Raw genomic sequence first — 20,063 nt, 5'->3', positions numbered from 1 at the left:
CCGGCCGGCTGACACGATGGGTCGATGCGACGGGTCCCGCTGCTGATCACCCTGGCCGGGCTGCTCGCGCTCGCCGGGTGCACCGGCCCGACGACGTCCCCCACCTCCGCGACGACGTCACCGACACCAGGCTCGCCCGGGAGCAGCGCCGACGCCCACGGCAACGACACCCCGACCGCCGCCCCCGGAGCGTCCCCGACGCCACGGCCGGGCACCGCGACCGTGGACCTCGACGGCGCCGCCGGGCGCGGTTCGCTCCTGGTCGAGACCCCCGCCGGCGCGACCGTGACGACGCGCAACGCGGCCTCCGGCTCGACCCGGGTGACGGTGCGGCACCTCGCCCGGGGAAGGAACGTCGTCGTGCGGGCCACCGACCCCGCCTCGGCGACCCTGCAGGACGAGCTCGACGAGACGTTCGGGCTCGTCACCTCGGCCGGTACGACGCTCGGCGGCCTCGCCCGGCCCGGCGGCGGCATCGCGCGCGGCGACGAGGGGACGGTGGTCGTGACGGCGTCGGGCGACACCGTGACCCTGTGGCTGGGGACCGGCACGCCCCGCAGCGCGACGTGGGGCGTCAACGAGGGCGGCCGGTCGATCGCGGTCGACGCCAACGCGTGGGCCCGGGCGTCGGCGCACGCGGGAGCGGAGGCCACCTGGTCGGCGCTCGTCGTCGAGCAGCCCGACGCGGACGTCCCAGGGATGCACGACCAGCTCCTGTGTCACGCGCTCGGCGCCCCCGACAAGCCGACGTGGAACCTCGAGCCGTGGCGCCCCGACGTCGGGCTGGTCGCGACGCTCGCGGCGGGCTGCAACCCGACCTGACCCCGGGCCTGCGCGAGGCTGCGGTCAGGCGACCGCGGAACGGAGCCGGTCGCGCAGGAACGAGACCGCCGGCGCCTCGGCCATCGACGCCCGCCACACCAGCCCGACCGTCCGGACGGGGACCGGGTCGACGACCGGGACCGCCACCACGCCGTCGGGCAGGGCGCCCCGCCCGAGCCGGGGCAGGAGGAGACCGCGGCACCGGCCTCGACGAGCGCGACGTGCGACGCGAACTCCGACGCCCAGTACCGGATCCGCGGCTGGCGCGGCTGGTCCCCGAACATCCGGACGAACCAGGCGTAGCAGATCGAGTCCTCGAACGTGGACGCCCACGGCTCGTCGAGCAGGTCGCCGGGCGTCACGTGGTCGCGCGACGCGAGCCGGTGTCCGGCCGGCACGAGGAGGTCGGCCACGTCCTCGCCGATCTCCTCGTACCGGACGTGGTGCGGCACCTGTAGCCCGATCCCCCGCCAGGCGTGCACGACGCCCAGGTCCGCGCCGCCCGCGGCGACCTGCGCGACGGCGTCCCACGGGTCGTGCTCGGTGACGACGACGTCGAGGCCGGGCGCGTCGTCGGCGAGCGCGGGCACGAGCGGTGCGACCAGACCGCGGACCGCCGTCGAGAACGCGATCACGCGGACCTGCCCGGTCGGCGCCGACGCCCCCGCGCCCGCACGGACGCGGGCCGTCACGCGCTCGACGTCCCGCAGCAGCGCGCCGCCGTCCTCGACCAGCCGGCGCCCCTGGGCCGTGAGCGTCACACCGCGGCCGACGCGTTCGAGGAGCGGGACGCCCAGGGTCCGCTCGAGCCGCTTGACCTGCTGCGACACCGCCGACGGCGTGTACCCGAGGTCAGTGGCAGCGGCACCCACGGTGCCCGTGCGCTCGACGGCGACGAGCGCCTCGATCCCGGCGAGGTCGATCATCGGACCCTCCCATCGTTCAGCAGTGCTGCACGAATTCAAGCATGAACGTGCGATGGACGTTCACGGTCCGGGTCGGCCAGACTCGAGGCGTGCCCCTCAGCCCCACCTCCCGAGCCACCGGGCTCCCGCCCCGCGCCGCCGCCCTCGCCGTCCTCGTCGCCGTGATCTGGGGCGTGAACTTCGTCGTGATCGACGAGGGCCTCGGCGACGTGCCGCCCACGCTGTTCGCGGCCGTGCGGTTCGTCCTCGTCGTCGTGCCCGCCGTGTTCTTCGTCCCGCGGCCCGCCGCGCGGTGGCGCGACGTCGCGCTGGTCGGCGCCTGCATGAGCCTCGGGCAGTTCGGCTTCCTCTACACCGCGCTCGCGGTCGGGATGCCCGCCGGACTCGCCTCGCTCGTCCTCCAGGCGCAGGTCGTCCTGACCGTGCTGTTCGCCTCGATGGCGCTGCGCGAGACGCCGACCCGGAACCAGCTCGTCGGCGTGCTCGTCGGGGCGGCCGGACTCGTCGTCGTCGGGCTCGCGCTCGGCGCGAGGACCCCGCTCACCGCGTTCGCGCTCACCCTGGCGGCCGCGGCGTCCTGGGCCGTCGGCAACGTCGTCTCCCGGCGGATTGGCGCGGCGAGCGCGTCCGCGGGCGTGAGCCGCCCGACGTCGGGTCTGTCGCTCACCGTGTGGTCGGCCGTCGTCGTGCCGGTGCCGCTCTTCGCACTCTCCCTCGTGCTCGACGGTCCGGGCGCCGTCGGGCACGCGCTCGCCCACCCCACGCTCGCGGCGGTCCTGTCGACCGCGTACACGGTCTACCTGGCGAGCCTCGTGGGCTACGGGATCTGGAACTCGCTCCTCGCGCGCTACCCCGCGTCCGCCGTCGTGCCGTTCACCATGCTCGTCCCCGTCGTCGGCGCCGCGACGGCCTGGATCGTGCTCGGCGAGGTCCCCAACGGCGGCCAGGTCGTGGGTGGCGTGCTGCTCCTCGCGGGCGTCGCGATCACGACCGGCGTCCTGCGCCGCCCCCGACGCAGCCGCGCGGTGGCCGACCGGAGCACGACGCAGTCCGGCCGCCCGCATACCTCACGAAGTAGTACGGCCGCCGGTCTGTGAGACTTCACAGACCGGCGGCCGTACTACGTCGGCGCGTGGGTTCCCGTCAGGCGCGCTTCGAGGACTTCTGCAGCGCCTTCTCGCTGATCGGCGCACGACCGGTCGCGCGCTCCTCGCGGTAGTAGGCGCGCGCCTCGTCCTGCCGCTCCTTCTCGATGCCGGTCGCGATCTCGGCACGCAGGTGCGCGGGACCGTAGCCGAACGCGTCGACGAGGTCCTGCGCGTGCGGGCGGAGCCGGCGCACGAGGCGGTCGAGGTAGCCCGTGACGGTCCGCGCGCGCTGGGCGGACAAGCGCCCGTTGACGACGTACCAGCCGATCTCGCGCTCGACGAGCGACAGCCCGTACACGTCGCGGACCCATGTGAGGACCTGGCGGGTGCCGGCGTCCTCGATCGTCGCGAGGGCCCGGGTGAACGCCTCCCACTTGAGGAGGTGGCCGTAAGCGCGCGAGACCTCGACGAGCTCGTGCTGGTGGTCGTTGAACAGGTCGAACGCGGCCTGCGGGTCGAGCTTCGACGCGGGCCGGAGCGCGGCACCGAGCTCGGCGACGGCGACCTGGACGCGGTCGGTGAGCAGCGCGCGCTGGGTCTCCTCGGACCGCAGGTGCCCGGCCGACCGCCGCGCCGACCCGGCGTCGGAGATGGCCTGGGCCGCCCGGCTGAGCCCGCTGCCGTGGAGCGCCGAGTCGGCGGCGCGAGCGGCCACGAGCTTCGCGATGTCGCCGGCGCTCGCGCCCTTGAACTGCTTCGCGTAGTCGCCCAGGAGCCGCTTGCCGACGAGCTGCAGCAGGACGGTGTTGTCGCCCTCGAACGTCGTGTAGATGTCGAAGTCGGCGCGGAGCTGGGTGAGCCGGTTCTTCGCGATGAAGCCTGCGCCACCGCACGCCTCGCGCGCCTCCAGGAGCGTGTCCATGGTGAACCAGGTCGACGTCGCCTTGAGGGCGGCCGCCATGGTCTCGAGGTCCTCACGCGTCTCGGGGGTGTCCTTGCGACCCGAGAAGACGTCGTCGAACAGGGCGAGGAGCTCCTCGTGCGCGAAGCTCATCGCGTACGTCTCAGCGATCCGCGGGATCAGGCGACGCTGGTGGCGGCCGTAGTCGAGCAGGACGACCTCGTCGAGGCCGGCTCCGGCGAACTGGCGGCGCTCGTTCGCGTACCGGACGGCGATCGCGAGCGCCATCTTCGAGACGACGCCGGACGCACCGTCGAGCGAGACGCGGCCTTGGACGAGCGAGCCGAGCATGGTGAAGAAGCGGCGGCCGGGGCTCTGGATCGACGACGTGTAGGTGCCGTCCTCGGCGACCTGGCCGTAGCGCGCGAGGAGGTTCTCGCGCGGGACGCGGACGTGCGTGAAGTGCAGGCGCCCGTTGTCGATGCCGTTCAGCCCGCCCTTGAGGCCGTCGTCCTCGCCGCCGACGCCGGGCAGGAACCCGGCCGCGCGCCCGTCGGGCCCGACCTCGCGGATGGGGACGTAGAACGCGTGCACCCCGTGGTTCACGCCCTTGCTGACGAGCTGCGCGAACACGACGGCGGCGACGCCGTCCCGGCCCGCGTTGCCGAGGAACTCCTTCCACGCCCCGCGGAACGGGGTGTGGAGGTCGAACTCGCCGGTCTCGGGGTCGTACGTCGCGGTCGTCCCGACGGACGCCACGTCGGAGCCGTGGCCGATCTCGGTCATCGCGAAGGCGCCCGGGACGGACAGGTTCATCGCGCCGGGGAGCAGGCGGTCCTGCTGCTCGGGCGTGCCGAGGTGGAGGATCGCAGCGCCGAACAGGCCCCACTGGACGCCGGACTTGATCTGGAGCGACAGGTCGGCGACGGCGAGCTCCTCGAAGCCCGCGATGTTGCCGCCCGGGTTGTCCTCGCCACCGAGCCGGGACGGGAACGCCCGGAGCACGTGGCCGCCCTCGACGAGCAGCTTGAGCTGGCCGAAGACCCGCTCGCGCTGACCCTCGAACGGGAGGCTGTCGTCGCGGACGATCCGCTCGTCCGTCGCGGCGGCACGGGACTTGGTGCGGATGTCGGCCCACTGCCCGAGGAGCAGGCGCGACAGCGCGTCGACGTCGACGCGACCCGACTCAGGGGCGCCCGCGTCGAGCGCGGGGACCTGCTCGGTCTCGGACTCGGCGCCCTCGGGCGGCACGGCGGCGGGACGCACGTCGGTGGCGGTCATCAGGACTCCTTCGCGATGGACTTCGGCCCGGAGGCGGCGCGGCTCGCCGCGGTCACGCCCTCCCACAGCCAGGTGGTGATCTGCTCGGCGAGCGCGTCCCGGTCGGGGACACCGGCCTGGCCACGACGCGCCAGCCACCACTCGCCCGTGCCTCGCACGAACGACGACTGGCCCGTCGCCCAGGCCGACGCGGCGACCTCGTCGAGGCCGAGCTCACGGACGGCCGGCACGCGCATGAGCTCGTCGATCTCGTCGATGAACGTCGTGAGCGGCGGACGGCCGTCGCCCGTGATCCGGGGGCCGGCGTCGGACCCGATGATCGAGCCCGTGCGCGTCACGAAGTAGTACACGTTCGGGGAGTGCTCGATCATCGCGAGGTAGGTGTCGACCATCGCGGCGATGCCGTCGCGCAGGGACTCGGCGGAGTGGAGCGCCTGGTCGAGGGCGTCGCGGATCTCGGCGACGACCTGCGCGCCCACGGCGATCTGCAGGCCTACCTTGTCCTCGAAGTAGCGGTAGATGATGGACTTGGAGGTGCCGGCGAAGGCGGCGATCTCTTCCATCGAGACGTCGGAGCCCTTGCGGTGCACGGCCTTGCGGGTCGCGTTGACGAGCGCGGCGCGGCGGGCGGCACGGTGGTCGTCCCAGCGCGTCGAGCGGCCGTCGGTGGTGGCGGGCTCGGCCGTGGGCTCGGGGGAGCCTCCAGCGAGGAGGACTGCGTCGTTGCACTCACGAGACCGACAGTATCAGGTACTGTGAGTCTTGGACATTCGAGCATTCCGAGCAACGAGGCGAGAGGACCCCCGATGTCACCCCGCAAGACCGCCCCCACCGCAGCCGCAGCCACCGCACCCGCGGTGCGCGACGCCGTGATCGTCGGGGGCAACCGCATCCCCTTCGCCCGCGCCGGATCGGCGTACCGCACGGCCTCCAACCAGGACATGTTCACCGCCGCGCTCGAGGGCCTCGTCGCCCGGTTCGGGCTCCAGGGCGAGCGTCTCGGCGAGGTGGTCGGCGGCGCCGTCCTCAAGCACTCGCGGAACTTCAACCTGATCCGCGAGTCGGTGCTCGGCTCGTCGCTCGACGCCGCGACACCCGCCTACGACCTCCAGCAGGCGTGCGCGACGGGCCTCGAGGCGACCATCGCCGTCGCGAACAAGATCCGCCTCGGCCAGCAGGACTCCGGCGTCGCGGGCGGCACCGACACCGTGTCCGACGCGCCCATCGCCGTGAGCGAGGGCCTGCGCCGCGTCCTCCTCGAGGCGCAGCACGCCAAGACCACCCAGGCGCGCCTCAAGGCGTTCACGAAGCTGCGGCCCGCGGACCTCAAGCCGAACCCGCCCGGCACCGACGAGCCGCGCACCGGCCTCTCGATGGGCGAGCACCAGGCCATCACGACGGCGCAGTGGGGCATCTCCCGTGAGGCCCAGGACGAGCTCGCTCTCGCGAGCCACCAGAACCTGGCCGCCGCGTACGAGGCGGGGTTCTTCGACGACCTCGTCACCCCGTTCCGCGGCCTGTCGCGCGACAACAACCTCCGCACCGACAGCTCGCTCGAGAAGCTCGCGAAGCTCAAGCCCGTCTACGGCAAGAACCTCGCCGGCACGGAGCCGAGCATGACCGCCGGCAACTCGACCCCGCTGACCGACGGCGCCTCGACCGTCCTGCTCGCGAGCCGCGAGTGGGCCGCCGAGCGCTCGCTGCCGGTGCTCGCTCGGTTCGTCGACGCCGAGACCGCCGCGGTCGACTTCGTCCACGGCGCCGAGGGCCTGCTCATGGCCCCCGCCTACGCGGTGCCGCGCCTGCTCGCCCGCAACGGCCTGACGCTCGGCGACTTCGACTTCGTCGAGATCCACGAAGCGTTCGCGTCGACCGTCCTCACGATCCTCGCCGCGTGGGAGGACGACACGTTCTGCCGCGAGCGCCTCGGCCTCGACGCGCCGCTCGGCAAGGTCGACCGCTCGGTCCTCAACGTCCACGGCTCCTCGCTCGCCGCGGGCCACCCGTTCGCGGCGACCGGCGGGCGGATCGTCGCGTCCACCGCGAAGATGCTGGCGCAGCGGGCCGCGGAGACGGGCAAGCCGGCCCGCGCCCTGATCTCGATCTGCGCGGCCGGCGGTCTCGGCGCCACCGCGATCCTCGAGAGCGCCTGACCGCCGGCCTCGCCCGACCTCAGCGCCCGCCCGAAAGGACCACAGTGAGCGACACCTACCTCCACCTCGTCAACAGCGGCGTCACCAAGAAGCTCGCGAAGCGGCTCGGCCTCCCCGGCCTGCCGTGCTGCGCCGGTACGAGCCGGGCCAGCCGCTCGTCACCGGCCCGGTGCTCGTCCTGGGCCGCGGCGACAGCCTGCCCCCGCGCCCGACGCCGCACCCACCTCCCCGGACGCCGACGCCGTCGCGCGCCTGCTCACCGGCTGGGGCCTCGACGTCCGCCGCCACCCGAGCCAGCTCGAGGACGGCGGCCGCTGGGCCGGCGTCGTCGTCGTGCTGACCGAGGTCGAGGAGCCGACCGGCCTGTCGGGGCCGATGCTGGCGCTCGGCTCGACGCTCCGGCGGGTCGCGCCCAGCGGGCGCATCGTCACGGTCTCTCGCGCCGCCACGCCGGACGACGGCCCTGCGCTCTCCGCGGTGCGCGTCGGGATCGACGGGGTGCTCCGGTCCGTCGCGAAAGAGCTGCGTGCGGGCGCGACGGGGAACGGGATCGTGCTGAGCGGCGACGCGACGCTCGACGGGCCGTCGGTCGCCGGGCTGCTGCGGTTCTTCCTCTCGTCGAAGAGCGCGTTCGTGGACGGGCAGCTCGTCACGGTGTCGTCGGACGCGGGGTCCTCCCGGCGGCCGAGACCGCCTGGGAGAAGCCGCTCGACGGCAAGGTCGCGGTCGTCACGGGCGCCGCCCGCGGCATCGGTGCGGCCATCGCCAAGGTCCTCGCCCGCGACGGCGCGACCGTCGTGTGCGTCGACGTCCCCGCTGCGGGCGACGCTCTCGCCAAGGTCGCGAACCAGGTACGCGGCACCGCGCTCCAGCTCGACATCACCGCCCCCGACGCGGGCGACCGCCTGCTCGCGCACGCGCTTGAGCGCCACGGACACCTGGACGTCGTCGTGCACAACGCCGGGATCACGCGCGACAAGCTGCTGGCCAACATGACGCCCGACCGCTGGGACTCCGTGGTCGGGGTGAACATCGCGGCGCAGCTCCGGATGAACGAGCAGCTCCTCGCGTCCGGCAAGCTCGCCGAGGGCGCGCGGATCGTGTCGCTCGCGTCGACGTCGGGCATCGCGGGGAACCGCGGCCAGACGAACTACGCGGCCTCCAAGGCCGGGGTGATCGGCATGGTCCGGGCGACCGGGCCGCTGCTCGCGCCCACCGGGGGCACCGTGAACGCGGTCGCGCCCGGGTTCATCGAGACCGAGATGACCGCGAAGATCCCCGCGCTCACCCGGCAGGTCGCGCGGCGGCTCGACTCGCTCCAGCAGGGCGGATTGCCCGTCGACGTCGCCGAGACCATCGCGTTCCTGGCTTCGCCCGTCGCGGGCGGCGTGAACGGGCAGGTCGTGCGCGTGTGCGGGCAGAACCTGGTGGGCCAGTGAGCGAACGTCAGACCGTCACGCTCGACGGCGTCCCCGGGCTCGGCGGGCTCTACGCGCGCGGGCTCGCGGGGTCGGCGGTGGCGCGCGTGCGGCCGTCGCGCGGCGACCTCGTCCTGCCCGACGTCGCGCTGCGGGTCGCGGGAGTCGGCACCGGAGACCCGGCGCTGCGTGAGCGCCTCGCCGCCTACGACCGGGTCGTCGGGGAGCCGGCGTCGGACGCGCTGCCTGCGGGCTTCGTGCACGTGCTGGCCTTCCCCGTCGCGACGGCGCTCATGACCCGCGACGACTTCCCGCTCCCCTGCTCGGCATGGTGCACCTGGCCAACGCGGTGCAGGTGGTGCGACCCGTCGTCGTCGGCGACGTGCTGGAGGTACGAGCCTGGGCGCAGGACCTGCGGCCGCACCGCCGGGGTGCGCAGGTGGACCTGGTGACCGAGGTGCGCACCGACCCGGCCGACGACGCCCCCGCCTGGCGCGGCGTGTCGACGTACCTCGCGAAGGGCGTGTCCCTCCCCGGCGCCGGCGAGTTGTCAGAACCGGAGTCCCGTATACGGGAGCGTGGTTCTGACAACTCGGATGGGCATCCGCTCCCGACCGGGCGGTGGACCCTCGACGCCGGGACCGGACGCCGGTACGCGGCCGTGTCGGGCGACCGGAACCCGATCCACCTGTCTGCGTTGTCTGCGAAGGCGCTCGGGTTCCCCCGCGCCATCGCGCACGGGATGTACACGGCATCGCGCGCGCTGGCCGGGCTCGCGCGCGAGCGCGGCGACGCCTACGACTGGACGGTCGAGTTCGCGAAGCCGGTGCTCCTGCCGGGCACGGTCGACGTGTCCGTCCGGCCCGACGGCGCAGCCTGGGTCTACGAGGGCTGGGACGCCCGCAAGGGGTCGACGCACTTCACGGGGTCGGTCACGCCTCGGGGCTGACGCCGAGCGCCCCGTCGCGGACATGCCAGCAACGCGCAGGCCACGGAACATACGTGAGCACGTCGGTGCCGCGTGCCACGATGACGCCCATGCCCTTCGTGCTCGAGCCCGAGTCCTACGTCGACGACGTCACCCTCGACGGCGACGACCTGACCGGCCAGGACGGCACCGACTCCCGGGTCGACGGCTGCACGTGGCGCGGCGTCCGGCTCGACGAGGTCGTGCTGAGGCACGCCCGCCTCGGCGACACCACGCTCGACACGGTGAGCGCCACGACGCTCGACGTCACGTCGGGAGACTGGCTGGACGTCGTCGTGCGGGACTCGCGCCTGGGCGGGGTGCCGGCGTTCGACGCGGACTGGCGGCGGGTCAGGATCACCGGCGGCAAGATCGACTACCTCAACCTCCGCGACGCACGGCTCACGGACGTCACGCTCGAGGGCGTGGCCATCGGCGAGCTCGACCTCACGGGCGCGAAGGCCGCGAAGCTCGTCCTGCGCGACGTCACCGTCCGCGAGCTCGTCGTGGACCGCGCCACGCTCACGGGCGCCGACCTCACGGGCCTCGCGACGGGCGCACTCCGCGTGCTCCGCGGCGTCAGTGGCCTGCGCGGCGCGCGCATCACCGGGACCCAGGCGCTCGACCTCCTGCCCGCCCTCACGGACCACGTGGGTCTCGTCGTCGACGAGTGACGGGTCAGGCCCGAGCGAGCCGCGCCTCGAGACCCGCACGCACGGCGGGCCACTCGGCGGCCACGACGGAGAAGTAGACGGTGTCGCCACGCGTCCCGTCGCCTGCGACCCGGTGCGACCGGAGCGCCCCCTCGCGCACGGCGCCGAGCCGCTCGATCGCCGCGAGCGACCGGGTGTTCCGCGCGTCCGCCCGCAGCGCGACGCGCTCGAGGCCCCACCCGTCGAAGGCCTGCGTGAACAGCAGGAGCTTCGCGGCCGGGTTCGTGGGCCCGCCCCACCACGCCCGTCCGTACAGGGTGCTCCCGACCTCGACGCGACCCTGGTCGCGTGACAGGTCGTAGAACGAGGTCGTCCCGCGCAGCTCTCCCCCGCCGCCGACGACGGCGAACGCCAGCTTCGCGGGCGTCGTCACCGACGCGTGGATCCAGTCGCTCATGGCGTCCTCGTCCCGGGGGACGGGACTCGTGAAGCCCTGCCAGGACGCGGCGTCGACGAGCGCGAGGAGCTCCGCGGCGTCGTCGGGCGCGAGGGGGCGCAGGGTGAGGCCGTGACCGGTGAGCGTCAGGTCGTGTTCCACCTCACGAGTGGACCACGGGCCGCCGCTCACGGGCAGTAGGTCTTGAGCTTCGCCGCCATGGTGCCGGCCTTCGGCTTCTGCTTGCAGCCGACGACGCTCTGGGCCCTGCCCGTGTAGCCGGTGACCTTGCTCGTCTTCTGCAGCCGCCAGCCGTAGATGCCGTCGATGTTGATCCGGACGCACCGGTAGATCGACTCCGTCGCCGTGTAGCGTCCGGTCCCCTGCCCGAAGAGGTAGACGTCACCCGACTTCAGCGTGTAGGCGCGCGTTGTCTTCGTCAGCGAGGTCTTCGTGCTCGACGTCCCGAGGTCCACACCCACCTTGGCCTCGAAGACCGCCCACTGGCCACCGACGTCGACCTTGACCCCGACCGAGTTCGTGCGAGAAGTCGAGCTCGTCACCTCGAACGTGATCTTCTCCGCCGCGCCCGAGTAGTTCTCCTCGTGGTCGCGCTGCGGGATGTCCCACACGTACGACGGCTTGCTGATCGTCTCCTTGTACTTGCCGGAGTCGGCACTCGTCGCGCAGCGGGCCACCGCCTGCGCCGAGGTCGGGACGAGGATGGTCATCGCACCGACGACCAGGGCGCTCGCGGACATCATGCTGATCAGGCCGGTCGTCGACATGCGAGGAAGGTAGCGGCAGTTGCTCGGGTGGCGGCGCCGACACGCCACGGTTTCGGCTCACGAGCTCGACACGTCGGCGACGGGGAAGCGCGCCGCCAGCACGAAACCGCCGTCCTGTGGGCGGCCGGCCGCGAGCTCGCCGCCGAGCACGGCGAACCTCCGGGGTATCCCACCGCCTGGTCGACCGCCAGCGCGGAACCCACAACCGCCAGGCAGGCGGCCACGACGACCGCGAGAGTGCCGTCCCTCGCCGTGACAAGCCAGATCGGGCACCGTTCCCGGCACGCGCTCACCCTGCTCGGGTGAGCCGCACCCAGACCCAGGAGGGTCCGTGACCGGCCCCGAGCGTCGCGTGAGCGTGCTCGTCCGCGACGAACGGGCCCTCGTCCGCGCCGGCCACGCGACCATCGTCGCGTGGCATGGGCTCGACGTCGTCGGTGAGGTCGCCGACGGCGCTGCGACGGTCCGGCTCCCCGCAAACTGTGGCCGGACGTCGTGACGACGGACGCCACATGCCGGGGGTCAACGGGATCGAGGCGAGCCGTCTCCGCGCCGGGCCGGACGCCGCGACCCCCGGCGAAGGCGCTGGTCGTGACGGCTTTCAACACCGGCGAGAACCTGTACGGGGCCCTTCGGGCTTCTCGCTGTCGCCAGCGCTGCGCGCGGCCGAGGTGGTCACGCTCGGCGTGGGGTGCTGCGGGCCACACACCCGGCGGCGCGGCTCAGCGCGGCCGGCTGAGACGGGCGAGGGCGCCCAGGTAGCGGCGCGCGATCACGCGCTGCCCGAGCCGCCCGACCGGCCCGGCCACGCGCAGCGGCCAGGCACGCGGCTGCGACCACGCGGCGACGTCCCCACGGACGTCGCCGTCGTCGTCGAGCAGGACGGCGAAGAGCTCGGTCCCCTGCTCGACGTGGTCCGGCTCGGTGGCGTAGAGCACCCAGGCGGCGGAGTCGTCGCGGCCGGCGTCCACCACTCGGCACGTGCCGCCCAGCGGGAGCAGGCCGAGCCGGACCCGCACGCGCACCCTCCGCCGCTCGCGCCGGCGCACCACCGGACGGGTCGTGCACGCGCACCCCGGCGCCGTCGTGCATGCGCCAGGTGGCGATCGCGTCCGCAGCCCGCGCGAAGGCCTCCGGCCCGCGCCCGACGACGGCGCTCACGTGCAGCGCACGGGCGCGCGCGAGCGGCGGTCCGGGCCAGGCGAGGCGGGGGTCGGGCAGCACTGTCACGCCAGGAACGATAGGCCCCGCCCGCCGAACAAGCGGGTTCGACACCGAGCAAGCAGCGAACACCCGCTTGCTGGACGTCGGACTCGCTTGCTCGGCGAGGTTCGGCGCCCTAGTTGTGATGTCCAGGGACGTTGTTTCGGCGACACGGCCGTGAAGAGCTGAGGGTGAGGGCCTCCGGTTGTGAAGTGGAGTTGTTGAGTTCAACCGCTTCACGAACCGGGAGGCCCTCGTGTCCCACGCTAACGCTGCTCTGACCCCGCGTGCCCGGCTGCGGCTGGCGCGCTTGATCGTCGAGGATCACTGGTCGCCGCAGGTCGCAGCGAAGATGTTCATGGTCTCGCCCGTCACTGCCCGCAAGTGGGCGGCCCGGCTGCGTTCGGAGGGACCCGCCGGGATGGCCGATCGTTCGAGCCGACCATGGTCGATGCCGACGAAGACACCACTGCCCGTGGTTAAGCAGATCGTGAAGAGGCGGTGGCGACGCCGACTGGGACCGATACAGATCGCCGGCGAGCTCGGCCTGCCCGCATCGACCGTTCACGCGGTCCTGGTGCGCTGCCGGATCAACAGGCTCAGCCATATCGACCGAGTTAGCGGTGAGTCGATCCGCCGTTACGAGCACGACCACCCCGGCTCGCTGATCCATGTCGACGTCACGAAGTTCGGCAACATCCCCGATGGTGGCGGCTGGCGATTCGTCGGACGCGTCCAAGGCGAGCGCAACCGGGAAGCCACCGCCAACCGCACGAAGAACAGGAACCACCGTCACGAGCCCAAGCTCGGCACTGCGTTCGTGCATACCGTGATCGACGACCACTCCCGCGTCGCCTACGCAGAGATCCATGCCGACGAGAAGGCAGACACCGCGATCGGTGTCCTGCGCCGCGCGGTGTCCTGGTTCGCTGCCCGCGGCGTCACCGTCGAGCGGGTTCTCTCGGACAACGGGTCTGCCTACAAGTCCCACGCCTGGCGCGACGCCTGCACGCAGCTCGGGATCACCGCGAAGAAGACCCGCCCCTACCGGCCGCAGACCAACGGGAAGATCGAGCGCTTCCACCGCACCCTCGCCGACGGCTGGGCCTACGCCCGCTTCTACGGATCCGAATCCGAGCGCCGATCCGCGCTACCCGGCTGGCTCCACTTCTACAATCACCACAGGCACCACTCCGCCATCGGAGCCCCACCCATCAGCAGGATCGACAACAACCTGCCTGGACATCACACCTAGTCGAGCGCCGGGCCGCAGCCCGCGGACTCGGCGATGAACCCGGCGGCCGCGGTCGCCACCAGCCCCGAGAGTCCCGACGCCTCGGGCAGCGGGCGGGGGTCGTCCTCGACGACCCACAGCCCGTCCACGACGGCGTAGCTCGCAGACGGCCCGTCGGTCACGAACGTCTCGAGCGCGCCGAGCAGGCGCTCGACCTCCTCGCCGGAGGTCCCGACGCCGACGCTCGCGCGGATCGCACCCGCAGCGTGCCCGAGGCGCCGCAGCAGGGGGTGCGCGCAGAAGCGCCCGTCACGCACCCCGATGCCGTGCTCGGCCGACAGGTAGGCGGCGACGAGCCCGGGGTCGTGGTCGTCGACGGCGAACGTCACGACGCCGACCGGGTCGACCGCGTCCTCCCAGACCCGCACGACGCGCACGCCGGGGATGGCCTCGAGCCCGGTGACGAGGCGTTCGCGCAGCGCCCGCTCGTGGGCGACGAGCGCCTCCGGGTCCACGGCACCCAGAGCACCGCACGCCGCCGCGAGCGCGACCGCGCCGAGGACGTTGGGCGAGCCCGCCTCGTGCCGCGCGGGCGCGCTCTGCCAGACGACGTCGTCGACCGTGACGTTGCGGACCGCGCCGCCGCCCGCCAGGTAGGGCGTGCCGGCGTCGAGCCAGTCGCGCCGCCCGACGAGCGCGCCGGCCCCGTAGGGCGCGTACGTCTTGTGGCCGGAGAACGCGACGTAGTCGACGCCGGTCGCGGCCAGCGAGAAGCGGCGGTGCGGGACGAGCTGGGCGCCGTCGAGGAACAGGCGGGCCCCGGCGTCGTGCGCGAGCGCGACGACCGCGGCGACGGGCAGCGACTCGCCCGTGACGTTGGACGCGCCCGTGACCGCGACGAGCGCGTAGGGGTCGCCGGCCGCGAGCGCCGTGTCGAGCTCGGCCCGCAGCGCGTCGAGGGTCGCGTCGACGGTGGGGGCCGCCTCGACCGTGGTGGCACGCACCGCAGCGCCGCTCGCGCCGCGCCACGGCAGGAGGTTCGCGTGGTGCTCGGCGTCGAGGACGAGCACCCGCCCGGGCGCTCCCGACGCGGCGGCCGGCACGCACCCGGCGAGAAGGTTGGTCGCGTCGGTGGTGTTCCGGACGACGACCGTGACGTCGTCGGGCCGGGCACCCACGAACGCCCCGATCCCCTGGCGCGACGCCTCGTAGAGCGCGGTCGAGACCTGCGAGAGGTAGCCCGCTCCGCGGTGCACGCTCGCGTAGAGCGGCAGGACCTCGGCGACCCGGTCCGCGACCGAACGCAGCGCGGGCGCGGACGCCGCGACGTCGAGGTTCGCGTACGGGAGGCTGCGGCCGTCGACGAGCGGGACGAGCGTGTCGGAGCCGACGACGGGCAGAAGGGGCCCGGCGGTGGCCGGGGCCACGGCCGTCGGACAGGTCAGGGTGTCGGTGGTCGTCATGGTGCCTCCAGCGGTCAGGGGGCACGGCGTCCGCCGTCCCCGCGCTTGCCCGACGCCGCCGCGGCGTGGGCCTGGTCGTCACCCGGGGCACCCCGCCGCAGGAGGAGGGTTGCCGGCCAGCAAGCCGGGGCTGTGCCCGCCCGACGGGACGTCGGGTGGGCGGCTGGCGCTCATGACCTGCCGCCCATGCTCCGCGAGCGGGCCGACGGGTGTCAACGGCCGGGCGGAACGTCTCGCGATGTGGGACGGCGCAGGCGGCCGACGTACGATCGCAGGGTCCATCCGGAGCGGCCGAGTGACGTGGCACGACGACGCCGCAGCAACCCGCGGACCTCTCGCCTCGACGGCGGGCGGCCCGGCCGAGGGTGCTAACGCCACGACCGATGGGGCGCGTCGTGCGCGACGCGCCGGAGGAGGCCTCATGAGCGTGACCGCCCGACCCGCCGACGGGTATGCCGGCGACCTCACCCCCCAGCAGGCGTGGGACCTGCTGCGCGACGACCCTGCCGCCGTCCTCGTGGACGTGCGCACCGACGGCGAGTGGCGCGCGATCGGCGTCCCCGACACGGCCGAGCTCGGCAAGGAGACCGTGTTCGACGAGTGGGTCACCGACGACGGCCGCCCCAACCCGGCGTTCCTCGACTCGCTCCAGGCCGCCGGGGTCACCCACGGTCCCGTCGTGTTCCTGTGCCGCTCCGGCCAACGCTCCATCGGCGCCGCGCGCCTCGCGACGCAGGCCGGGATCGGCCCCTCGTACAACGTCCTCGAGGGCTTCGAGGGCGCCCCGGGGCTCGACGGCGTCCGCAACCGCGAGGGCTGGAAGGTCGCCGGACTCCCCTGGAAGCAGCAGTGAGCCCGTCGCCGCTGCCCGAGGGCGGCGTCCCCACGGGCCCGCGCGGCAACGACATCCTCTTCGGCGGCTCCGGCCGCGGACCCCTGCCCGCGACCGCGCGCCCCGCGACCCTCGCCGTCCGCGGCGGCCACCGTCGCTCCGACTTCGCCGAGACGTCCGAGGGCCTGTTCCTCACGCAGGGCTACGTCTACGACTCGGCCGCCGACGCCGAGGCCGCGTTCAAGGGCGAGCAGGAGCGGTTCGTCTACTCCCGCTACGGCAACCCCACCGTGCACACCTTCGAGGAGCGCCTGCGCCTGATCGAGGGCGCCGAGGCCTGCTACGCGACCGCGTCCGGGATGTCGGCCGTGTTCACGGCCCTCGCGGCGCTCGTCGGGCAGGGGTCGCGGATCGTGTCGGCGCGTGCCCTGTTCGGGTCGACCGTCGTGATCTACGAGGAGATCTTCGCCAAGTGGGGCGTCCAGGTCGACTACGTCGACGGTCACGTGCTCTCGCAGTGGGAGGAGGCGCTCGCCACCCCCGCCGACGTCGTCTTCTTCGAGACGCCGTCCAACCCCATGCAGGACCTCGTCGACGTGCGCGCCGTGACGGACCTCGCGCACCGCGCGGGCGCCGTCGTCGTGCTCGACAACGTGTTCGCGACGCCCGTCCTGCAGAAGCCGCTCGAGCTCGGTGCCGACGTCGTCGTGTACTCCGCGACCAAGCACATCGACGGCCAGGGCCGCGTGCTCGGCGGCGCGATCCTGGGGTCGGCCGCGTTCCTCGAGGGACCCGTCCAGACGTTCGTCCGCAACACCGGGCCGTCGCTGTCCGCGTTCAACGCGTGGGTCCTGCTCAAGGGCCTCGAGACCCTGCCCGTCCGGGTGCGAGCGCAGAACGACGCCGCGCTCCAGGTCGCGACCGCGCTCGAGACGCTGCCGGGCGTCGGCCGCGTCCGGTACCCGTTCCTCGACTCGCACCCGCAGGTCGAGCTCGCCCGCGCGCAGCAGGCCGGCGGCGGCACCGTGGTGACGTTCGACCTCGACGTGCCCGAGGGCACCGACCCCGCGGCCGCCAAGAAGCGCACGTTCGGATTCCTCGACGCGCTCCAGGTCGTCGACATCTCCAACAACCTCGGCGACGCCAAGTCACTCATCACCCACCCCGCCACCACGACCCACCGCAAGCTCGGCGCGGAGGGACGGGCCGCCGTCGGGATCGCGGAGACCACCGTGCGCCTGTCCGTGGGCCTCGAGGACCCGCTCGACCTGATCGAGGACGTCGAGCAGGCGCTCGCAGCGAACTGACGAACGGGGCGGGGGACTCATCCCTCCCCGCGACGGAATACGACCGAGGCCGCGCCCCGATACCTTGCGGATCGGGGCGCGGCCTCACCTCAGCCGACGTCCGGTCAGGCGTGACGTCGCCGCACCAGCACCAGCGCGACGGCACCGAGCAGGACGAGCACGGCACCCAGCGCGGCGAGGGGAAGCACGGACGCGCCCGTCTTGGCCAGGACACCCGTGCTCGGGGTCGTCGCCGCCTGTGTCGTCGCCGTGCCCGACGTGCCGAGCACGACCGTCGTCGGCGCAGGTGTCGAAGTGACCGGCGTCGTCGGCGTGACCGGCGTCGTCGGGGTCACCGGCGTCGTCGGGGTCACCGGCGTCGTCGGGGTCACCGGCGTCGTCGGCGTGACGGGCGGGGTCGGAGGCAGGACGTCCGCCGTGTTGACGAGGCTGACCGCGGTCAGCTCGCCCTTCACCACGGTGAGCTGGTCCTGGCTGAACGTGACACCGTTCCAGACGACACCCACGAGCAGTGGCGGAGCCGACTCCTCGAGCGTGACGACCGCACCGGCGGGCAGCCCGTCGACGACCTTCGGCGCGCCACCGGCAAACACCGTCACGTCGCCCTCTCCTGCCGGGAACGTGTCACCGGCCGGGTAGCTGTAGTGCACGGTGTAGCTCGTGGTGCCGGGGACGAGGTCCGCGCCTGCTCCGGTCACGCTCTTGGTCAGCGTGAAGCCTCCCACGTCGGCCGACAGCGTGTTCGTGACGGTCACGTCGGCGGACGGCTTGTCGCCGACCTTGACGTCGAACTCCGAGGGAGTGATGACGGGCTGTTCCCACGTCGCTCCGGCGACCGCAGAGGCATCGGCCTCCGACAGGGAGACGTGCGCCCCCACGGGGATCGCGTCACTCGTGACGACGGTCCCGTCGCCGGGCAGCTCGAGCGCGCCGGAGCCCGCGGCGATGCCCCGCTCCGCGTCAGCCGGGTAGCTGTACTTCAGCGTGTAGGTCGCGTCGGGGTCGGCGTGCGAGCCGCCCTGTTCGACGACCTTCTTGTGCGCGGCGAACGTCCCCGTCTGCAGGGTCGCCGTGTTGGTGAGCGTCACCGCGCTGACGCGGCCGAGGTTCTTGTTGTCGGACGACAGCACGACCTCGTAGGTGTCGGTGTCAGACGAGCCGCCGGACGTCGCGTCCGAGTACGACGACGACCACGTCACGTTGTCCGGGGCGTCAGGCTTGTGCTCCGTGACGACGAGACGAGTGCCCGCGGGGTACGTCTTGGTCGTGAACGTCTCTCCGTCGGCGATGGACCCGGTCTCGGTGCCGATCTTCGCGCCGTCCTTATCGAACGCGGTGACGGTCACGTCGAAGCGGGGCGAGGTGCCGAAGTCCGCGTCGCCGGTGAGCTTCTTCGTGATCGCGAGCTGGCCCTCGTTGGTGCCGACGGCGCTCGCGGAACCACCCGAGTTCTCGACCTTGCCGTGCAGCACGCCGGTGGAGTTCCCGTCGACCGTGTAGCTCGCGTCGTTGTAGTACGTCGCCGACGTCCCGTGGTCGTCGAGCGTGACGAACCACTGGACCTCGTAGACCCAGCCGCCGAGGCGGCGGTTGCCGTCGTCGACCGACCCGGTCTCTACGGGCGGCACGGTCCACGAGACGGACGTCTTGTCAGCGTTCCATGTGTACGCGGGATCGTCAGACGCCGACCTGACCAGCACGATGCCCTCACGGCCGTCGTTCCCGCGGTGCGCGGTGTCGGAGGCCCAGATCTCAACGTGGTCGATCGTCATCCCATCCGTGATGCCCGGGTCCGTGACGACGACCTTCTTGCCCGGGGCAATGGGCGCGCCCATCTTGCCGGTCTCGCCCTCCTGGGTGCCGTCCGGCACGTCCCCGACACGCACGACCCAGCGGATGCGGTCCTGCTCGCCGGGCTTGGTCGCCTGCAGGTACTGGCCGAACTTCTCCGGGTTGGTGCGCGTGAAGTCGCAGCCCGTCTGGCAGACCTGTCCGGTGCCGCCGTTGTCGCCCGGCTTGGGCTCGACGGTGAACTGGAAGTGCTTGCCGCCGACGGTCTCGTCCTTGGTCTCGGTGGTCGAGTTGCCGAGCGCCGACGTCACGTTGAAGGAGAACTGTCCGTGGAAGCTCTTCTCGTGCGACGCGACGTACGCCTCGTCGGTGATGGTGCACGTGATGTTCTCGGTCGTGACCTGGCACTGGCCGATCTCGGAGCCATCGTCGCCGGTCACGGTGATCAGCCGGGCCTGGCCGTGGAGCCAGTCCGGCAGGTCCATCGTGACGGTGATCGGCGCTTTGGCGTCGCCGTCCACGTGCCACGAGGCGCTGACCTTCTGGCTGTCGCCGTCGGTGAAGTGGGTGTTCTGGAACTGCACGTCGTCGAAGACGATCGTGTTGCCGGACGAGTCGGCCGCGTGGGCGGTGCCGCCCACGACGAGCGTCCCGAGCACGAGCGTCAAGGCAGCGAGCAGCGCGGCGAGCACGCCCCGTCGTCGTCGGTACTGAGGCAGAACAGGCACAGACTTACCCCTCGTTGATGTCTCGGTCAGGTGCGGCCCGGCGTCGGGCCCGGCGTCCGAAGCTGCCCCCGA

The 20,063-nt window shown here is 73.1% G+C and carries 18 protein-coding genes, 2 pseudogenes and 1 riboswitch; of the genes and pseudogenes, 11 read left to right on the top strand and 9 right to left on the bottom strand.

The genetic code is table 11. From position 1 onward, the window contains the following. Nucleotides 1–24: 24 nt before the first annotated feature. Complete coding sequence (locus QQK45_RS10470) at nt 25–822, top strand: DUF2599 domain-containing protein (RefSeq protein ID WP_284293212.1); 798 nt, start codon at nt 25–27, stop codon at nt 820–822. On the opposite strand, the gene QQK45_RS10465 is transcribed toward QQK45_RS10470, so the two are convergent. Continuing rightward, nucleotides 720–1,748 carry a LysR family transcriptional regulator gene (locus QQK45_RS10465; RefSeq protein WP_284293211.1) on the bottom strand — a complete coding sequence of 343 codons (1,029 nt, stop codon included), beginning with the start codon at nt 1,746–1,748 and terminating at the stop codon, nt 720–722. The genes QQK45_RS10470 and QQK45_RS10465 overlap by 103 nt on opposite strands. An 89-nt stretch (nt 1,749–1,837) precedes the next feature. Between QQK45_RS10465 and QQK45_RS10460 the strand changes: the two genes are divergently transcribed. Continuing rightward, nucleotides 1,838–2,845 (top strand): EamA family transporter, encoded by a 1,008-nt coding sequence (locus tag QQK45_RS10460; RefSeq protein ID WP_284293210.1) that lies wholly within the window; start codon nt 1,838–1,840, stop codon nt 2,843–2,845. Between the two features lie 46 nt (nt 2,846–2,891). On the opposite strand, the gene QQK45_RS10455 is transcribed toward QQK45_RS10460, so the two are convergent. Both QQK45_RS10455 and QQK45_RS10450 read right to left on the bottom strand, forming a co-directional pair. Next, the gene (locus QQK45_RS10455) at nt 2,892–5,018 is read right to left on the bottom strand and encodes an acyl-CoA dehydrogenase family protein (protein ID WP_284293209.1); all 2,127 of its coding nucleotides are present in this window, start codon (nt 5,016–5,018) and stop codon (nt 2,892–2,894) included. Further along, nucleotides 5,018–5,581, bottom strand: a complete 564-nt coding sequence (locus tag QQK45_RS10450) for a TetR family transcriptional regulator (protein WP_431310258.1) — start codon at nt 5,579–5,581, stop codon at nt 5,018–5,020. Before QQK45_RS10450 ends, QQK45_RS10455 begins: the two co-directional genes overlap by 1 nt. A 243-nt stretch (nt 5,582–5,824) precedes the next feature. Here QQK45_RS10450 and QQK45_RS10440 point away from each other — a divergent pair, with 243 nt between their 5' ends. From QQK45_RS10440 to QQK45_RS10425, 5 genes and pseudogenes are all read left to right on the top strand, one after another. Further along, nucleotides 5,825–7,171, top strand: coding sequence for an acetyl-CoA C-acetyltransferase (locus tag QQK45_RS10440; protein ID WP_284293208.1), 1,347 nt, complete (start codon nt 5,825–5,827; stop codon nt 7,169–7,171). A 44-nt stretch (nt 7,172–7,215) separates the two neighbouring features. After that, a pseudogene (locus tag QQK45_RS10435) lies at nt 7,216–8,610 on the top strand (3-oxoacyl-ACP reductase). Beyond that, nucleotides 8,607–9,041, top strand: a complete 435-nt coding sequence (locus tag QQK45_RS22180; RefSeq protein ID WP_348525202.1) for a hypothetical protein — start codon at nt 8,607–8,609, stop codon at nt 9,039–9,041. Before QQK45_RS10435 ends, QQK45_RS22180 begins: the two are co-directional and overlap by 4 nt. Continuing rightward, nucleotides 9,038–9,538, top strand: coding sequence for a MaoC family dehydratase (locus QQK45_RS22175; protein WP_348525201.1), 501 nt, complete (start codon nt 9,038–9,040; stop codon nt 9,536–9,538). Before QQK45_RS22180 ends, QQK45_RS22175 begins: the two co-directional genes overlap by 4 nt. A gap of 89 nt (nt 9,539–9,627) precedes the next feature. Continuing rightward, on the top strand, nt 9,628–10,230 hold the full coding sequence (locus QQK45_RS10425; RefSeq protein ID WP_284293207.1) for a pentapeptide repeat-containing protein: 603 nt from the start codon (nt 9,628–9,630) through the stop codon (nt 10,228–10,230). 4 nt (nt 10,231–10,234) lie between these two features. Here QQK45_RS10425 and QQK45_RS10420 read toward each other — a convergent pair whose 3' ends face one another. Continuing rightward, on the bottom strand, nt 10,235–10,807 hold the full coding sequence (locus QQK45_RS10420) for a GNAT family N-acetyltransferase (protein ID WP_284293206.1): 573 nt from the start codon (nt 10,805–10,807) through the stop codon (nt 10,235–10,237). A gap of 26 nt (nt 10,808–10,833) precedes the next feature. Beyond that, a complete protein-coding gene (locus tag QQK45_RS10415) occupies nt 10,834–11,433 on the bottom strand; it encodes a hypothetical protein (RefSeq protein WP_284293205.1) in 600 nt (199 codons plus the stop codon). 331 nt (nt 11,434–11,764) lie between these two features. On the opposite strand from QQK45_RS10415, the gene QQK45_RS10410 reads away from it, so the two are divergent. Continuing rightward, nucleotides 11,765–11,932, top strand: coding sequence for a response regulator (locus QQK45_RS10410; protein WP_284293204.1), 168 nt, complete (start codon nt 11,765–11,767; stop codon nt 11,930–11,932). A 223-nt stretch (nt 11,933–12,155) separates the two neighbouring features. On the opposite strand, the gene QQK45_RS10405 is transcribed toward QQK45_RS10410, so the two are convergent. Both QQK45_RS10405 and QQK45_RS23170 read right to left on the bottom strand, forming a co-directional pair. Continuing rightward, nucleotides 12,156–12,458, bottom strand: a complete 303-nt coding sequence (locus QQK45_RS10405) for a DUF1990 family protein (RefSeq protein ID WP_348525351.1) — start codon at nt 12,456–12,458, stop codon at nt 12,156–12,158. A gap of 40 nt (nt 12,459–12,498) precedes the next feature. Further along, nucleotides 12,499–12,657 (bottom strand): annotated as a pseudogene (locus tag QQK45_RS23170) (DUF1990 family protein); the annotation flags it as partial. Nucleotides 12,658–12,892: 235 nt separating this feature from the next. Between QQK45_RS23170 and QQK45_RS10400 the strand changes: the two are divergent. Continuing rightward, entirely contained in the window at nt 12,893–13,891 is a 999-nt protein-coding gene (locus QQK45_RS10400; RefSeq protein WP_284292406.1) for an IS481 family transposase, read from the top strand. On the opposite strand, the gene QQK45_RS10395 is transcribed toward QQK45_RS10400, so the two are convergent. After that, entirely contained in the window at nt 13,888–15,333 is a 1,446-nt protein-coding gene (locus QQK45_RS10395; protein WP_284293203.1) for an aminotransferase class V-fold PLP-dependent enzyme, read from the bottom strand. The two genes, QQK45_RS10400 and QQK45_RS10395, sit on opposite strands and share 4 nt — an antisense overlap. Nucleotides 15,334–15,369: 36 nt before the next feature. Beyond that, nucleotides 15,370–15,511, bottom strand: a riboswitch (SAM riboswitch). 243 nt (nt 15,512–15,754) lie between these two features. Here QQK45_RS10395 and QQK45_RS10390 point away from each other — a divergent pair. Continuing rightward, nucleotides 15,755–16,186, top strand: coding sequence for a rhodanese-like domain-containing protein (locus QQK45_RS10390; protein WP_284293202.1), 432 nt, complete (start codon nt 15,755–15,757; stop codon nt 16,184–16,186). A 53-nt stretch (nt 16,187–16,239) separates the two neighbouring features. Next, nucleotides 16,240–17,472 (top strand): O-succinylhomoserine sulfhydrylase, encoded by a 1,233-nt coding sequence (locus QQK45_RS10385; protein ID WP_431310333.1) that lies wholly within the window; start codon nt 16,240–16,242, stop codon nt 17,470–17,472. Nucleotides 17,473–17,576: 104 nt separating this feature from the next. Here QQK45_RS10385 and QQK45_RS10380 read toward each other — a convergent pair whose 3' ends face one another. Further along, entirely contained in the window at nt 17,577–19,991 is a 2,415-nt protein-coding gene (locus QQK45_RS10380) for a DUF5979 domain-containing protein (protein ID WP_284293201.1), read from the bottom strand. Nucleotides 19,992–20,063: the final 72 nt, after the last annotated feature.

The organism is Luteimicrobium album (assembly GCF_030161555.1).
GTDB classification, from domain to species: Bacteria; Actinomycetota; Actinomycetes; order Actinomycetales; family Cellulomonadaceae; genus Luteimicrobium; species Luteimicrobium album.
The sequence above is the reverse complement of the archived record's forward strand: the minus strand, read 5'-3'. Positions and strand labels throughout refer to the sequence as shown.

Excerpts from the sequence above, each read along its gene's own strand:
- QQK45_RS10470 (WP_284293212.1), top strand. The coding sequence starts at position 25 with ATGCGACGGGTCCCGCTGCTGATCACCCTGGCCGGGCTGCTCGCGCTC.
- QQK45_RS10465 (WP_284293211.1), bottom strand. The coding sequence starts at position 1,748 with ATGATCGACCTCGCCGGGATCGAGGCGCTCGTCGCCGTCGAGCGCACG.
- QQK45_RS10455 (WP_284293209.1), bottom strand. The coding sequence starts at position 5,018 with ATGACCGCCACCGACGTGCGTCCCGCCGCCGTGCCGCCCGAGGGCGCC.
- QQK45_RS10450 (WP_431310258.1), bottom strand. The coding sequence starts at position 5,581 with ATGGAAGAGATCGCCGCCTTCGCCGGCACCTCCAAGTCCATCATCTAC.
- QQK45_RS10440 (WP_284293208.1), top strand. The coding sequence starts at position 5,825 with ATGTCACCCCGCAAGACCGCCCCCACCGCAGCCGCAGCCACCGCACCC.
- QQK45_RS10425 (WP_284293207.1), top strand. The coding sequence starts at position 9,628 with ATGCCCTTCGTGCTCGAGCCCGAGTCCTACGTCGACGACGTCACCCTC.
- QQK45_RS10415 (WP_284293205.1), bottom strand. The coding sequence starts at position 11,433 with ATGTCGACGACCGGCCTGATCAGCATGATGTCCGCGAGCGCCCTGGTC.
- QQK45_RS10395 (WP_284293203.1), bottom strand. The coding sequence starts at position 15,333 with ATGACGACCACCGACACCCTGACCTGTCCGACGGCCGTGGCCCCGGCC.
- QQK45_RS10390 (WP_284293202.1), top strand. The coding sequence starts at position 15,755 with ATGAGCGTGACCGCCCGACCCGCCGACGGGTATGCCGGCGACCTCACC.